Origin of the sequence: Modestobacter sp. VKM Ac-2982, assembly GCF_026967935.1 — a bacterium.
Classification (GTDB): domain Bacteria; phylum Actinomycetota; class Actinomycetes; order Mycobacteriales; family Geodermatophilaceae; genus Modestobacter.
The window spans coordinates 525,109-540,114 of sequence record NZ_JAPVBL010000003.1 but is presented as its reverse complement, the minus strand read 5'-3'; the positions used below and the strand labels follow the sequence as shown (position 1 = coordinate 540,114).

The window sequence follows — 15,006 nt, the reverse complement described above, 5'->3', positions numbered from 1 at the left end:
CCGCCCCGGAGTGGTCCCGGACCGCCACCGACCCGGCGGGTGGTGACGGAGAGTGCCGAGCCGGTTCCTCTCGCACTGCCGCGGCGGGGCGCTCGTGCGCCGAGGCAGACTGGATCCCCGTGAGCACCACCTCGACCGACGCCGCGCACCAGGACCCCGCATCCGCCGGAGACGCCGTCGGGGACGTCCTCGTCGACTGGTACGCCGGCGCCGCCCGGGACCTGCCGTGGCGCACCCCCGGCACCGACCCGTGGGCGGTGCTGGTCAGCGAGGTCATGCTCCAGCAGACGCCGGTGCGCCGGGTGGAGCCGGTCTGGCGGGAGTGGCTGGCCCGCTGGCCTACCGCGGCGGACCTGGCGGCTGCCAGCCCGGCCGAGGTGATCCGGGCCTGGGGCAAGCTGGGCTACCCGCGCCGAGCGCTCCGGCTGCGGGAGGCCGCTGTCGCGATCACCGAACGCCACGGCGGTGCGGTACCCGCCGGCGTCGCCGAGCTGGAGGCCCTGCCGGGCATCGGCACCTACACCGCCCGGGCGGTCGCCTGCTTCGGCCACGGCAGCCGCCAGCCCGTCGTCGACACCAATGTGCGGCGGGTCGTCGCACGGCTGGTGCACGGCCGCGCCGAGGCGGCGCCGGCCCGGGCGTCGGACCTGACCGACATCGCCGCACTGGCGCCGGTCGACGACGCCCGTGCCGTGCGGTTCTCGGTGGCGATCATGGAGCTGGGGGCACTCGTCTGCGTTGCCGGCACCCCCCGCTGCATCACCTGCCCGGTGCGGGACCGGTGTGCCTGGCGGCTGGCCGGGTCACCGGCGCACGACGGCCCGGCCCGCCGGGTGCAGAAGTTCGCCGGCACCGACCGTCAGGTGCGTGGCCGGCTGCTCGACGTGCTGCGGGCCGCCCCGGAGCCGGTGGCGGCCGAGGCGCTGACGCCGGTGTGGGACGACGCCGTCCAGCGCTCGCGCTGCCTGGACTCGCTCCTCGTGGACGGGCTGGTCGAGCAGACCCCGGACGGTCGCTTCTCCCTCCCCGGCTGAGGCGTCCCCGCTCCGCCGCGCGCGGACCGACCCCGGCGGCCGGGGCCGCCGAGACGACGAAGGGCCGCCCTCCGCGGATGCGGAGGGCGGCCCCTGTCTCGTCAGCGGACGAGGTCGTCGATCACTCGGCCTGCGTGGCCGCCGGACCCTCGGGCTCGCCGTCGGCGCCCGAGAGCGCCACCGGCGGGGTGTCGGGCAGGTCGATCGGCTTGGCCTCGCCGCGGAAGGTGAACCGCGAGGCCGTCGGGTCGGCGTCCTCCTCGACGTCCACCACGATGATCTGCCCGGAGGCGATCTCGCCGTAGAGGATCTTCTCCGAGAGCGTGTCCTCGATCTCGCGCTGGATGGTGCGGCGCAGCGGCCGGGCACCCAGCACCGGGTCGAAGCCACGGGCGGCGAGCAGCTTCTTCGCTGCCGGGGTGACCTCCAGCGACATGTCCTTGTTCGACAGCTGCGTCTCCAGCCGGGCGAGCATGAGGTCGACGATGTGGACGATCTCGTCCTCGGTGAGCTGGTGGAACACGACGATGTCGTCGATGCGGTTGAGGAACTCCGGCCGGAAGTGCTGCTTGAGCTCCTCGTTGACCTTGAGCTTCATCCGCTCGTAGTTGCTGGTGCTGTCGTTCCCGGCCTGGAAGCCGAGGCCGACGGCCTTGGAGATGTCCCGCGTCCCGAGGTTCGTGGTGAGGATCAGGATCGTGTTCTTGAAGTCCACGATCCGACCCTGACCGTCGGTCAGCCGGCCGTCCTCCAGCACCTGCAACAGCGTGTTGAAGACATCGGCGTGCGCCTTCTCGATCTCGTCGAAGAGGACCACCGAGAACGGCTTGCGCCGCACCTTCTCGGTCAGCTGACCACCCTCGTCGTAGCCGACGTAGCCGGGAGGGGCACCGACGAGCCGCGACACGGTGAACTTGTCGTGGAACTCGCTCATGTCGATCTGGATGAGGGCGTCGTCCTCGCCGAAGAGGAACTGCGCGAGCGCCTTGGCCAGCTCGGTCTTACCGACACCGGAGGGGCCGGCGAAGATGAACGAGCCACCCGGACGACGGGGGTCCTTGAGGCCCGCCCGCGTGCGCCGGATCGCCTGGCTGACGCTCTTGATGGCCTCTTCCTGGCCGATGATCCGCTTGTGGAGCTCGTCCTCCATGCGGAGCAGCCGGGTGGTCTCCTCCTCGGTCAGCTTGAAGACCGGGATGCCCGTCCAGTTGGCGAGGACCTCGGCGATCTGCTCGTCGTCGACCTCGGCGACGACGTCCATGTCACCGGCCTTCCACTGCTTCTCGCGCTCGGACTTCTCGCCCAGCAGCTGCTTCTCCTTGTCGCGGAGAGACGCGGCCTTCTCGAAGTCCTGCCCGTCGATGGCCGACTCCTTCTCGCGGCGGATGGCCGCGATCCGGTCGTCGAACTCGCGCAGGTCCGGCGGGGCGGTCATCCGCTTGATCCGCATCCGGGCGCCGGCCTCGTCGATCAGGTCGATCGCCTTGTCGGGGAGGAAGCGGTCGGAGATGTACCGGTCGGCCAGCGTCGCGGCGGCGACCAGGGCGCCGTCGGTGATGCTGATCCGGTGGTGGGCCTCGTAGCGGTCCCGCAGGCCCTTGAGGATCTCGATGGTGTGGGCGAGGGTCGGCTCGCTGACCTGGATGGGCTGGAAGCGGCGCTCGAGAGCGGCGTCCTTCTCCAGGTGCTTGCGGTACTCGTCCAGCGTGGTGGCACCGATGGTCTGCAGCTCACCACGGGCCAGCATCGGCTTGAGGATGCTCGCGGCGTCGATCGCGCCCTCGGCGGCACCGGCCCCGACGAGGGTGTGGATCTCGTCGATGAACAGGATGATGTCGCCGCGGGTGCGGATCTCCTTGAGGACCTTCTTCAGCCGCTCCTCGAAGTCACCGCGGTAGCGGGAACCGGCGACGAGGGCACCGAGGTCGAGGGTGTAGAGCTGCTTGTCCTTCAGCGTCTCGGGCACCTCGCCCTTGACGATCGCCTGGGCCAGGCCCTCGACGGCCGCCGTCTTGCCGACGCCGGGCTCACCGATCAGGACCGGGTTGTTCTTGGTGCGGCGGGACAGCACCTGCATGACCCGCTCGATCTCCTTGGCCCGGCCGATGACCGGGTCGAGCTTGCCGTCGCGGGCGGCCTGGGTCAGGTTGCGGCCGAACTGGTCGAGGACCAGCGAGGTCGACGGGGTCCCCTCGGCGGGCCCGCCGGCGGCAGCCGGCTCCTTGCCCTGGTAGCCGCTGAGCAGCTGGATGACCTGCTGGCGCACGCGGTTGAGGTCGGCGCCGAGCTTCACCAGGACCTGGGCGGCGACGCCCTCGCCCTCGCGGATCAGACCCAGCAAGATGTGCTCGGTGCCGATGTAGTTGTGGCCGAGCTGCAGCGCCTCGCGCAGCGACAGCTCCAGCACCTTCTTGGCCCGCGGGGTGAAGGGGATGTGATCGGACGGCGCCTGCTGGCCCTGCCCGATGATCTCCTCGACCTGCTGGCGGACGCCCTCCAGCGAGATGCCGAGGGACTCCAGCGCCTTGGCAGCGACGCCTTCACCCTCGTGGATCAGGCCCAGGAGGATGTGCTCGGTGCCGATGTAGTTGTGGTTGAGCATCCGGGCCTCTTCTTGGGCCAGGACGACCACCCGACGGGCTCGGTCGGTGAACCGTTCGAACATCTGCTGTATCTCCCTCTGACCGGCTGGACCTGCTGTGCTCGTGTCCCTGGCAGGGGACGGTGGACACCCGACGTACGTCGGCGCGCTGGGGCACCGGTCGCTCCACTGTAGTTCGCACCACCCGGTCGGCGTCGAGAACAGGCCGTCGAACCGTCCGGGGGGCTCGATGGAGACAACTGTCCTCCCGGGAACGGTGTTCCCCCACGGTTACGCCATGAGCGGACGCACGACGGCCCGGCACCCCCAGGGGAGGTGCCGGGCCGTCGTGATGGCCCTCCTGCAGTGCAGCAGGAGACGGGCCTACGTCAGTGCGCTGCCTCGAAGGCCTCGACCACGCTGGCCGGGATGCGGCCGCGGTCGCTGACCTGGTGGCCGTTGCTGCGGGCCCAGTCGCGGATCGCGCCGGCCTGCTCGCGGTCCATCCGGCCGCCGCCACCGGTGGCCCGTGACCGACCGGCGCCCGATGCCCGGGTGCCGCGGCTGCTCACCTTGCGGGCCGCCGCCACGTACTTGCCGAACACGTCGCGCATCTCTGCAGCGTTCTTGTCCGACAGGTCGATCTCGTACGTCGTCCCGTCGAGGGAGAACGTGACCGTCTCATCAGCGGAGATGCTGTCGTCGAGGTCGTCGCTCAGGATCACCTGGACCTTACGTGCCATTTCTGTTCACTCCTGTTGCTGCGGGGCCGTGGACTGTCGTCAGTGCTCCCCCGTGATCGACGAGCCCATTGCACCACGAACCACGGCATTCAGGCCAATTCCGGGGCAATTTCACGACGAATGCCCCCGGACAGGTGACTCATTGATGGAGTGGGCGCACCAAAGGGAACAGGATCGTCTCCCTGATCCCCAATCCGGTGAGCGTCATCATGAGCCTGTCCATGCCGAGCCCGAGACCGCCCGTCGGTGGCATCCCGTACTCCAGCGCCTCGAGGAAGTCCTCGTCCAACGCCATTGCCTCCGGGTCCCCGGCGGCGGCCAGCAGCGCCTGTGCGGTGAACCGTTCCCGCTGGACGACCGGGTCCACCAGCTCCGAGTAGGCGGTGCCCTGCTCGATCCCACCGATGTAGAGGTCCCACTTCTCGGCCTTGCCCGGCTCCGAACGGTGGGCGCGGGTGAGCGGTGAGGTGTCCACCGGGTAGTCGATGACGAACGTCGGCGACTGCAGCCCGTCCTGCACCAGCGCCTCGAAGAGCTCCTCGACCACCTTTCCGGGCAGCCAGGCCGGGTCGACACCGACATCGTGCCGTTCGGCGATCGTGCGCAACTGCTGCACCGTCGTCTGCGGGGTGATCTCCTCACCGACGGCGTCGGAGACCGCGGTGTAGAGCGACAGTTGCGGCCAGTCGCCGGAGAGGTCGAGTTCGGTGCCGTCGTGGTGCCGGGCGATGTGGTCACCGAACAGCGCCGTGCTGCACTCCTGGACCAGTTCCTGCGTCATCCGGGCCATTTCCTGGTAATCCCAGTACGCGGCGTAGGCCTCGAGCATCGCGAACTCCGGGGAGTGCGAGGAGTCGGCACCCTCGTTGCGGAAGTTCCTGTTGATCTCGAAGACCCGGTCCAGTCCGCCGACGATGCAGCGCTTCAGGAACAACTCGGGCGCGATGCGCAGGTAGAGGTCCAGGTCGAAGGCGTTCATGTGCGTGCGGAACGGTCGGGCAGTGGCGCCGCCGTGCACGGTCTGCAGCATCGGCGTCTCGACCTCGAGGAAACGACGGGCCGTCAGACCGGAACGCAGGGTGCTCATCACGGTGGACCTCTGGTGCACCGTGCGACGCGCCTCGTCGCGGACGATCAGGTCGACGTAGCGGCGGCGGACCCGCAGCTCCTCGCTCATCGGCTTGTGCGCCACCGGCAGGGGTCGCAGCGCCTTGGCGGCCAGCTGCCAGGAGTCGGCGAAGACCGACAGCTCCCCGCGCCGCGACGTCCCCACCTCGCCGGTGACCAGGACGTGGTCACCGAGGTCGACGTCGGACTTCCACGCGGCGAGCGGCTCCTCGCCGACCCGGTCGCGGGAGAGCATGACCTGCAGCTCGGTGTCGCCCTCGCGGAGCGTCGCGAAGCACAGCTTGCCGGTGTTGCGGGAGAAGATGACCCGCCCCGTGACACCGACCTGCTCGCCGGTCATCGTGTCCGGCTCCAGGTCGGGGTGCGTCGCGCGCACCTCGGCCAGCGTGGTCGTGCGGGCGACGGTGACCGGGTAGGGGTCGACGCCGGCTTCGCGCAGCCGGTCCAGCTTGGCCCGCCGCACCCGCAGCTGCTCGGGCAGTTCGTCCTCGGGCGGGCCGGGGGGTTCCTCACTCACGGGCAGAGCCTACGGGCGGCCGGACGACGTCCCGCCACCGCCGGACCCGCCGGAGGACTGGTGCCGCTCGAACGCCAGTCGCAGGCCGTGCACGGTGAGATCGGGCTCACGCTCCCCGATCGACCGGCAGCTGTCGACGAGCAGCGGGTGCAGTCCGCCGGTGGCCACCACCACCGGTGCCGCCCCGAACTGCGCGACCAGTTCGGCGGCGATCCGGGCGACCAGGCCGTCGACCAGCCCGGCGAAGCCGAGGACCATCCCGGACTGCAGGGCGGCGACGGTGTTCTTGCCGATCGCCTGGGTGGGGACGGTGAGCTCCACCGAGCGCAGCTGCGCGGCGCGGGCAGCCAGCGCGTCCAGGCTCACCTCGACGCCGGGCGCGAGCGCGCCGCCGAGGAACTGCCCGTCCGGGCCCACCGCGTCGACGGTGGTGGAGGTGCCGAAGTCCACCACCACCACCGGCCGTCCGGTGCCGTCGGGGCGACGGCCGTACAGCTCGTGCGCGGCCAGCGCGGTGACCACCCGGTCGGCGCCCACCTCACGCGGGTTGTCCACGTGCAGCGGCACCCCGGTGCGCACCCCGGGCCCGATCAGGGTGACCGGGACGGCGAGCCGGTCGAGCAGCTGCCGCAGCGCCGGGAGCAGCCCCGGCACGGTGGAGCAGACGGCGACCCCGGTGACCGCGGTGTCCCGGAGCAGTCCGCGCCACAGCATGTGCAGCTCGTCGGCGGTGGCCCGGGGCTGGGTCGTCACCCGCCAGCAGTCGAGCCGCCGGGCGCCGTCGAAGGTCGCCAGCACCGTCTGGCTGTTGCCGACGTCGACGGTCAGCAGCACCTCAGCCTGCCCGCAGGTCGAGCGCGAGGTCGAGGATCGGCGAGGAGTGGGTGAGCGCACCGACGGAGAGGAAGTCGATGCCCGTGTCGGCCACCTCCCGGGCGACGTCGAGGGTGAGCCCGCCGGTGGCCTCCAGGTCGACGTCCAGGTCACCGACCAGTGCCACGGCCTGCCGGAGCTGGTCGGGGGTCATGTTGTCCAGCAGCAGGAAGTCCGCACCTGCGTCCAGCGCCTCGCCGACCTGGTCGAGGGTGTCGCACTCGACCTGCACGGTGACCCGAGGGGCGCGCTCCCGGACCAGCGCCACCGCGGCGGCCACCGACCCGGCCGCGGCGACGTGGTTGTCCTTGATCATCGCCACGTCGTAGAGGCCCATCCGCTTGTTCGCCCCGCCGCCGCAGCGCACGGCGTACTTCTCCAGCGGGCGCAGCCCGGGGGTGGTCTTGCGGGTGTCCAGCACGACCGCGCCGGTGCCGGCGACGGCGTCGACCCAGGCCCGGGTGGCGGTGGCGATGCCGCTGGCGCGGCTGGCGATGTTCAGCGCGCTGCGCTCGGCGGCCAGCAGCGCCCGCACCGGGCCGCGGACGGTGAGCAGGACGTCGCCGCGGCGCACCCGGTCGCCGTCGGCCGCACCCGCGGTCAGCGTGGCGCCCGGGGCCAGCCGGGTGAACACCCGGGCGGCCAGCGGCAGGCCGGCGACCACGCCGTCGGCCCGGGCCACGAGGTCCGCCGTCCCGAACTGGGCGCCGGGGACGGTCGCGGCGCTGGTCACGTCGTAGCCGACGGCGACGTCGGGGGCGCTGGGCAGCGGGGCGCCGCCGGTCAGGTCCTCGGTCAGCGTGCGCTCGACGAGCTCGGCGACCCAGGCGGCGCTCAGACCGGTGCCGCTGAGGTCGGTCGGGTCGGTGGGCAGCGCTCGGCTCGCCGGGGTGGTCACCGGCACATGCTCGCTCACCACGTCATCGCCTCGCTCCGCTCGGATGGTTCGTTCCGCTCCTCGCTCGCTGGCGCTCGCTGCGATGCTCGCTCACCACGTCATCGCCTCGCTCCGCTCGGATGGTTCGTTCCGCTCCTCGCTCGCTGCGATGCTCGCTGCGATGCTCGCTCACCAGTCCACCGACACGGGCGTGCCCACGGAGCGGCGCGCGAGGCGGACCCGCCCGTCGTCGGCGAGCTGCACGTCCAGGTGCACCTCCCAGTCCTCGACGGCCTCGGGGTGATCCTCCCGCCAGTGGCAGCCGCGGGTCTCCTGGCGCGCGGCGGCCGCGGCGGTGATCGCGGTGGCCACGGTCAGCAGGTCGGTGGTCTCCCAGCCGGGCACCCCGGGGACGGCGGTGGTCCACTCCCCCAGCGTCGTGAGCTGCTCGGCGGCCTCGGCCAGCCCCGGACCGCTCCGCAGCGCACCGACCCGGGCCGACATCGTCGTGGTCAGCGGCGCGCGGGCGGCCACGTCGACCAGCCCGGCCGGCCGCGGGTCCTCCGGCGCCGCCGCGGCGGGCACCGGCAGGTCCCGGGCCAGTGCCGCACCGATCCGCCCGGCGAAGACCAACCCCTCCAGGAGCGAGTTCGACGCCAGCCGGTTGGCCCCGTGCACGCCCGTGCACGCGACCTCGCCGCAGGCGTAGAGGCCGGGCACCGTGGTCCGCCCGGTCAGGTCGGTCGCCAGCCCGCCGGAGGCGTAGTGCGCGGCCGGCGTGACCGGCACCAGCTCGGTCACCGGGTCGATGCCGGCCTCCCGGCAGCGGGCCACGATGGTCGGGAACCGCTCGGCGAGCCCGGGGAGCCCGCGGGCGTCGAGCCAGACGTGGTCGACGCCGTCCCGCAGCTGCACCCGGGTGACCGCCTTGGCCACCACGTCCCGCGGGGCCAGCTCGGCGAGCGGGTGGACGGCGGGCATGAACCGCTCTCCGGCGTCGTCACGCAGCACCGCGCCCTCCCCCCGCAGCGCCTCGGAGACCAGCGGCTGCTGGCCGCGGGCGCCCGGGCCCAGGTAGAGGGCGGTGGGGTGGAACTGGACGAACTCCAGGTCACTCGCGACCGCCCCGGCCCGCAGGCCCAGGGCGACGCCGTCGCCGGTGGAGACGGCCGGGTTGGTGGTGGCGGCGTACACCTGGCCCATCCCGCCGGTGGCGAGCACCACGGCGCGTGACCGCACGGCGCCCACCCCGTCGGCGCTGCCCTCGCCGAGCACGTGCAGGGTCACCCCGGCGGTGCGGCCGTCGGCGTCGCGCAGCAGGTCCAGGACCATCGCGTGCTCGACCAGCGTCACCCCGGGGTCGGCGGCCACGGCGTCGCGCAGCGCCCGCTGGACCTCCGCCCCGGTGGCGTCCCCGCCGGCGTGCACGATGCGGTCGGTGGAGTGGCCGCCCTCCCGGGTCAGCAGCAGCCGCCCGGTCGGGCCCCGGTCGAACGCGGCCCCCCAGCTGATCAGCTGGTGCAGCCGCTCGGGCCCCTCGGTGACCAGCGCCTGGACGGCGTCGGCGTCGCAGAGCCCCACCCCGGCCACCTCGGTGTCCCGGGCATGGGCGGCCGGGGTGTCCGCCGGGTCCAGGACCGCGGCGATCCCGCCCTGCGCCCAGCGCGTCGAGCCGTCGTCCACCTCGACCTTGGTCACGACGGCGACCGAGAGCCCCGCCGCGCGGGCGTGCAGGGCCACGCAGAGCCCGGCGACCCCGGAGCCCACCACGCAGACGTCGGCGGTCAGCTCCCAGCCCGGGGCGGGGGCACGCAGCCGCAGCGGCAGCCCCGGGCCCAGGTCCGCAGAAATGGCCATTTCTGCGGAGAGGCTCACCGGACCGGGACGCCGAGGTCGCTGCGCTGCTGGTCCGTCGCCCCCGGCACCGGGGCGGAGGGGTCGGCGCCCAGCTCGACGACGCGGTTGTCCGCGTCGACGTGCACGACCGCCGGCAGGTAGGACTTGGCCTCCGACTCGTCCATCAGGCCGTAGCTGATCAGGATCACCAGGTCGCCCGGGTGCACCAGGTGCGCGGCGGCACCGTTGATGCCCAGCACGCCCGTGCCGCGCTCGCCGGGGATGACGTAGGTCTCCAGCCGGGCGCCGTTGGTGACGTCGACGATCGCCACCTGCTCACCGGCCAGCAGGTCGGCGGCGTCCATCAGGTCCTCGTCGACGGTGACCGACCCGACGTAGTGCAGGTCGGCCTGGGTCACCGTGGCCCGGTGGATCTTGCTCTTGAGCATGGTGCGCATCATCAGCAGTTCCCCAGTTCCACAGCGGTGTTGTCGATGAGTCGGGTGCTGCCGGCGCGAGCGGCGACCAGCAGCCGGGCGGGGCCGGCGGCGGGTGCCGGTCCCAGATCTGGATCGGTCAGTTCCAGGTAGTCCTGGAGCAGGTCGGGGGCCTCGGCCAGGACCGCGCCGGCCGCGGCCAGGACCGCGCCGGCGCCCTGCGGCCCTGCCTGGACACCGGCACGCAGTGCTGCGGACAACGCGGCAGCGGCCCTGCGCTGTTCCGCCGAGAGGAACCGGTTGCGGGAGGACAGCGCCATGCCGTCGTCCTCGCGGACCGTCGGCACGCCGACCACCTGCACCCCCAGCGCCAGCTCACGGGCCATCGCCCGGATCAGCGTCAGCTGCTGGTAGTCCTTCTCGCCGAAGACGGCGACGTCCGGGCGGACCAGGCCGAAGAGCTTCGCGACCACGGTCAGCACGCCGGCGAAGTGCCCGGGGCGGACGGCGCCCTCCAGCACCTCGCCCAGCGGCCCGGCCTGCACGGTGACCCCCAGCGCGCCGGGTGGGTACACCTCGTCCACCGGCGGGTGGAACACCAGGTCGGTGCCCTCCTCGGCGAGCGCGGCCAGGTCGGCGTCCCAGGTGCGGGGGTAGCGGTCGAAGTCCTCGCCGGGGCCGAACTGGGTCGGGTTGACGAACACCGAGACGACGACGCTGCCGCCGTGCTCGCGGGCTGCACGGACCAGCGTGCGGTGCCCCTCGTGCAGCGCGCCCATGGTGGGCACCAGCACGACCGGCCCGGGCAGCTCGGCCCGCAGCCGGCGCAGCTCCGCGGTCGTCTCCGCGACCACCGGCGACCGGAGGGACAGGCTCATCGCGCCGCCTCCTCGGCCGAGTCGAGCAGCTCCAGCAGCGGAGCGCCCTCGTGCCGCTTGAGCCGGCCGGCGGCCAGCGCCCGCTCGGTGGTGCGCCGGGCCAGGGCCACGTAGGCGTCGACCGCGGCGGGCGCGCGCTCGCTCAGCGTGTCCAGGTGCGCGGCCACGGTGCCGACGTCGCCGCGGCTGACCGGGCCGGTGAGCCCGCGGTCGCCGCGGCGCAGCCCGTTGTCCAGGGCGGCGGTCAGCAGCGGCGTGAGCACCCGGCCCGGCTCGTCGACCCCGGCGGCCCGGAGCAGGTCGGCGGCCTCGGCGACCAGCGTGACCAGGTGGTTCGCGCCGGTGACCAGCGCCGCGTGGTAGAGCCCGCGATCGGCCTCGTCGATCCAGAACGGCTCGCCGCCCATCTCCAGCACCAGGGTCTCCGCGACCGGACGGTGCTCGGGGCGGCTGGTGACCCCGAACGGGGCGGCCACCAGCCGGGCGGCGTCCTCGGGGGCGCCGGAGAAGGTCATCGCCGGGTGCAGCGCCAGGGCCAGGACGCCACGGCGCTCGGCCGGCAGCAGCACGGCCAGGCCGTGCGCACCGGAGGTGTGGAAGAGCAGCTGGCCGCGCCGCCAGGCGCCGGTCTCGGCGAGGCCGGCGACCAGGCCCGCGAGGGTGTCGTCGGGCACGGCCAGGACCACCAGGTCACTGGCGGCGACGACCTCGTCGGCGGGCAGCAGCGGGACACCGGGCAGCAGGCGGGCCGCGCGTTCGGCGGAGGCGGCGGACACCCCGGAGGCGGCGACCACCTCGTGGCCGGCGGCGGCGAGCGCGGCGCCGAGCACGGCGCCGACCCGGCCGGCACCGACGATCCCGACCCGCAGACGGGCGGGGGCCTCGGTCGCTGCGGGCAGGCCCGCGGGCAAGGGGGCAGGGCGCGCAGGCAGCGCGCGGGGACGATCGGGCATCCCGGTGCACCTCTCGTTCCAGTCCCTCGCGGGTACCGGACTCAGGTCGCGTCGTCCCACGTCGTCGTGGGCCGTGTGGTGGAGCGGTCGATCCCGGCGAGCCACCTGCTGCAACCGCCCCGGGGGACGTGTCACGCGGGTGTACCGCCGATGGCGAGTCTGTTACCCGTGGCCGCCCCGGGCAACGCCGCCGGGGTGTGTCCTGACTCACCCGGGTCGTCGCCGGAGCCGGATCTGCCCGTGATTGGGTGGGGCCGGCCGGCAGCGGAGCCGGCTCTGGTGAGCAGGAGGAGCACGGTGAGCAGCTTCGAGGGACGCACGGCACTGGTCACGGGCGCGAGCCGGGGCATCGGCCTGGCGATCGCGCAGAGCCTGGTGGAGCGAGGCGCCCGGGTGGTGGTCACCGCGCGCAAGCCCGACGCGCTCGCCGAGGCGGTCGAGGCGCTCGGTGGCCCGGAGAAGGCGGTCGCCGTGGCGGGGAACGTCGGCGACCCCGAGCACCGCGCCGAGGCGGTCCGCACCGCGATCGAGACGTTCGGCAGCCTGGACGTGCTGGTCGGCAACGTCGGCATCAACCCGGTGTTCGGCCCGCTGATGGACGCCCCGCTGGACGCCTTCCGCAAGATCCTGGACACCAACGTCGTCGCCAGCCTCGGCCTGGTCCAGGAGGCCTGGAAGGCGTGGATGTCCGAGCACGGCGGCTCGGTGCTGATCGTGGCGTCGGTCGCCGGGCTGAAGTCCAGCGAGGGGATCGCCGCCTACGGCGTCAGCAAGGCCGCCCTGATCAACCTGACCACGCAGCTGGCCGTGGAGATGGGGCCCAAGGTGCGGGTCAACGCCGTCGCCCCGGCCGTGGTGAAGACCCGGTTCGCCGAGGCACTGTTCACCGGCCGCGAGGACGAGCTGGGCGGCCAGTACCCGGTGGGCCGGCTCGGCGTGCCCGAGGACATCGGCGAGGCGGCCGCCTACCTGCTGAGCGACCAGGCCGGCTGGGTCACCGGTCAGACGCTGGTCCTCGACGGCGGCGCCCTGTCCCGCGGCCCCATCTGAGGAAGTCGAAGGCCCCCCCGCCCCTCGCACGCTCGCGGTGGGTCCCTGCGAGGGGGCCAGGAACGAGGCCGGGAGCCCTGGGCTCCTAGTTGCGGCCGAGCACCCGGGCGAGGACGTCGTCGCCGGCCTCCTCGCCCTCCTCGCGGTAGCGGCGACGCCGGGACCGGCCGCCGCTGGGCGCGGAGACCCCGCTCTCGGCCAGGATCTGCTCCAGCCGGGCGTGCCCCTGCGCCGGCGCCGTCGCCCGCGGCGCCGGCTCCGCGGCCACCGGGGTGACGGGGGCGGCCGACCACGGGGTCGGCTCCCAGGGCGGCGACTCCACCGAGGGCGCTGCACCCGTCGGGATCGGCTCGGCGGGCGACGCCCACGACGGGGTCTCCCCTCCCGATGCGCCGGACCCGGAGCCGGCGGACGCAGCCGCCCAGTCCGACCAGCTGGGGCTCGCCGCGGACTCCTCTTCCGGTGCGGCATGGCTGCGCCGGCGACCGTTCGAGGGGGTGACGCCGCCCGCCTCGTCGGGCTCCGCAGCCCGGCGGTGCCGACGCCGCGGCGGCTCGAGGGGGTCCGACATCGCGGCCACGAGGTCGGACACGCGGAGCGCCGGCTCGGGCACGCGCGGAGCAGGCTCGGGGTCGGGTTCGGGCACAGGCAGGGCGGGCTCGGGCTCGTGCAGGACCGGCTCGGGGACGCGCAGGACAGGCTCGGGCTCGTGCAGGACCGGCTCGGGCACGCGCAGGACAGGCTCGGGCAGTGGCGGCCGGGACGGCATCGGCACGACCGGCACCTCAGCGGCCGGACGGCCGGCCGCGTCGAGGAGGGCCTTCTCCCCCAGCCAGGCCAGCGGCGACTTCGGGCTCGGCTCGACCCACGGCTCGAGGACCGCCTCCTCGACCAGCCACTCCAGCGGCGAGGGCGGCCGGTGCCGGTCCGCCGACTCCTCGGGCGGCGCAGACGCCCTGCTGATCGGCGGCGCGGGGAGGTCGAGGGCCTCGGCGACCGACACCGGGAGGACCCGGCCGGGCTCAGCGGGTGCATCCGGCCCGGCCGGCGAGGACGTCCACACGGAGGCCTCCCACCCGGGCGGGGCACCCTCCACCGTGCGACCGACGTCGGCGGTCCGTGCCGGTCCACGGACGGACTGCGCTCGCATCACCATGCGCTCGATCAGCAGCTCACCGGACAGCTGCTCGGTCAGCTCGCTGCGCATCCGGCCGAGGTCACCGCGCAACTCGCCCAGCCCGGCCAGCTCGGTGCGCAGCTGCTCCAGCCCGCTCGGCTCGCTGCGCAGCTGGGTCAGGGCGGCGAGCTCGGTGCGCAGTCGACCGAGCTCGCCGCTCATCGCCTGCTCTGCCTCGCGCCGCAGCCGGTTCTCCAACTCGGCCGCGTGCTCGTGCCGGGCGGCGACCTCGTGCGCCAGCTCCAGGTCGTAGGCGTGCCGGAGCTCGGCCTCCCGGGCGGTCGCGGCCATCCGGTCGGCTCGCCGGCTGCCGGCCAGGAACGCGGCGATCACGAAGGCCCAGCAGACGGCGAGCAGCGCGACCCGCAGGTACAGCGGGTCCTCGGTGAGGAAGGCCGCGGCCGTGGCCGGCACGGCGAGCAGCAGAGCGACGCCCGACCACACCCGCTGGGCCGCGGACCCCGGTACCGGCTCGACGACCGGCGGCGTCACCTGGACGGCGGCCGGGTGGGACGGCACGGGCGGGAGAGGACTGCGGGCGGGGACTCCGTCGTCGCGGCGACCTCCCATGCCAGCAGCCTACGGGCGGCTGCCGCCGACAACGGTCAACTCCGCTCCGTACGCGCCGGGTGTCCCTCCGCGAGGTCGGCGGGGCGAGGACCATCGGCCGCGGGGCGAGGCCACCGGCCCAGGACGAGCACGTCGACGGCGAAGGATCGATCGTGCACGACGCGATGTGTTTCGATGGTGCCCGCGCTGCGGACCCCCTCGGGGCAGCACCGGTCGCACGTGCCGCAACCGCCAGTCGATCGAGGAGTGCCGGTGGCCACACCCATCTCCGCGCGGACGACGGGCACCCACAGCAGCGCACCGCCCACCCCCCACCGTCGACCCCGGCCCAGTGCACCCCAGCCGCAGGGAG

General features: G+C 73.8%; 12 protein-coding genes. 2 read left to right on the top strand and 10 right to left on the bottom strand.

The window, feature by feature from the left end; genetic code table 11:
- Positions 1–119 precede the first annotated feature (119 nt).
- Positions 120–1,034 carry an A/G-specific adenine glycosylase gene (locus O2W20_RS13180; protein ID WP_269172173.1) on the top strand — a complete coding sequence of 305 codons (915 nt, stop codon included), beginning with the start codon at positions 120–122 and terminating at the stop codon, positions 1,032–1,034.
- Between the two features lie 121 nt (positions 1,035–1,155).
- Here the strand turns inward: O2W20_RS13180 and O2W20_RS13175 are convergent, their stop codons facing one another.
- The 9 genes from O2W20_RS13175 to O2W20_RS13135 all read right to left on the bottom strand — a co-directional run bounded on the left by O2W20_RS13175 (position 1,156) and on the right by O2W20_RS13135 (position 11,857).
- On the bottom strand, positions 1,156–3,699 hold the full coding sequence (locus tag O2W20_RS13175; protein WP_269185505.1) for an ATP-dependent Clp protease ATP-binding subunit: 2,544 nt from the start codon (positions 3,697–3,699) through the stop codon (positions 1,156–1,158).
- 305 nt (positions 3,700–4,004) lie between these two features.
- The gene (locus O2W20_RS13170; RefSeq protein ID WP_269172175.1) at positions 4,005–4,358 is read right to left on the bottom strand and encodes a histone-like nucleoid-structuring protein Lsr2; all 354 of its coding nucleotides are present in this window, start codon (positions 4,356–4,358) and stop codon (positions 4,005–4,007) included.
- A 139-nt stretch (positions 4,359–4,497) separates the two neighbouring features.
- The gene (gene lysS, locus O2W20_RS13165; protein ID WP_269172176.1) at positions 4,498–6,003 is read right to left on the bottom strand and encodes a lysine--tRNA ligase; all 1,506 of its coding nucleotides are present in this window, start codon (positions 6,001–6,003) and stop codon (positions 4,498–4,500) included.
- Between the two features lie 9 nt (positions 6,004–6,012).
- Positions 6,013–6,837: a type III pantothenate kinase gene (locus O2W20_RS13160; RefSeq protein ID WP_269172177.1), complete on the bottom strand. Its 825-nt coding sequence runs from the start codon at positions 6,835–6,837 to the stop codon at positions 6,013–6,015.
- 1 nt (position 6,838) lies between these two features.
- Complete coding sequence (gene nadC, locus O2W20_RS13155) at positions 6,839–7,774, bottom strand: carboxylating nicotinate-nucleotide diphosphorylase (protein WP_269172178.1); 936 nt, start codon at positions 7,772–7,774, stop codon at positions 6,839–6,841.
- 168 nt (positions 7,775–7,942) lie between these two features.
- Positions 7,943–9,610 carry an L-aspartate oxidase gene (locus tag O2W20_RS13150; RefSeq protein WP_269172179.1) on the bottom strand — a complete coding sequence of 556 codons (1,668 nt, stop codon included), beginning with the start codon at positions 9,608–9,610 and terminating at the stop codon, positions 7,943–7,945.
- A 14-nt stretch (positions 9,611–9,624) separates the two neighbouring features.
- The gene (panD, locus tag O2W20_RS13145) at positions 9,625–10,038 is read right to left on the bottom strand and encodes an aspartate 1-decarboxylase (protein ID WP_269161446.1); all 414 of its coding nucleotides are present in this window, start codon (positions 10,036–10,038) and stop codon (positions 9,625–9,627) included.
- 11 nt (positions 10,039–10,049) lie between these two features.
- Positions 10,050–10,904 (bottom strand): pantoate--beta-alanine ligase, encoded by an 855-nt coding sequence (panC, locus tag O2W20_RS13140; protein ID WP_269172180.1) that lies wholly within the window; start codon positions 10,902–10,904, stop codon positions 10,050–10,052.
- Positions 10,901–11,857: a Rossmann-like and DUF2520 domain-containing protein gene (locus O2W20_RS13135; protein WP_269172181.1), complete on the bottom strand. Its 957-nt coding sequence runs from the start codon at positions 11,855–11,857 to the stop codon at positions 10,901–10,903. The genes panC and O2W20_RS13135 overlap by 4 nt, the downstream gene beginning before the upstream one ends.
- A gap of 297 nt (positions 11,858–12,154) precedes the next feature.
- Between O2W20_RS13135 and O2W20_RS13130 the strand changes: the two genes are divergently transcribed.
- On the top strand, positions 12,155–12,907 hold the full coding sequence (locus O2W20_RS13130) for an SDR family oxidoreductase (RefSeq protein ID WP_269172182.1): 753 nt from the start codon (positions 12,155–12,157) through the stop codon (positions 12,905–12,907).
- Between the two features lie 85 nt (positions 12,908–12,992).
- Here the strand turns inward: O2W20_RS13130 and O2W20_RS13125 are convergent, their stop codons facing one another.
- On the bottom strand, positions 12,993–14,603 hold the full coding sequence (locus O2W20_RS13125; RefSeq protein ID WP_269172183.1) for a DUF6779 domain-containing protein: 1,611 nt from the start codon (positions 14,601–14,603) through the stop codon (positions 12,993–12,995).
- Positions 14,604–15,006: the final 403 nt, after the last annotated feature.

Coding starts and splice junctions, on each gene's coding strand:
- O2W20_RS13175 (WP_269185505.1), bottom strand. CDS start 3,699: ATGTTCGAACGGTTCACCGACCGAGCCCGTCGGGTGGTCGTCCTGGCC.
- O2W20_RS13170 (WP_269172175.1), bottom strand. CDS start 4,358: ATGGCACGTAAGGTCCAGGTGATCCTGAGCGACGACCTCGACGACAGC.
- O2W20_RS13150 (WP_269172179.1), bottom strand. CDS start 9,610: ATGGCCATTTCTGCGGACCTGGGCCCGGGGCTGCCGCTGCGGCTGCGT.
- panD (WP_269161446.1), bottom strand. CDS start 10,038: ATGCTCAAGAGCAAGATCCACCGGGCCACGGTGACCCAGGCCGACCTG.
- panC (WP_269172180.1), bottom strand. CDS start 10,904: ATGAGCCTGTCCCTCCGGTCGCCGGTGGTCGCGGAGACGACCGCGGAG.
- O2W20_RS13135 (WP_269172181.1), bottom strand. CDS start 11,857: ATGCCCGATCGTCCCCGCGCGCTGCCTGCGCGCCCTGCCCCCTTGCCC.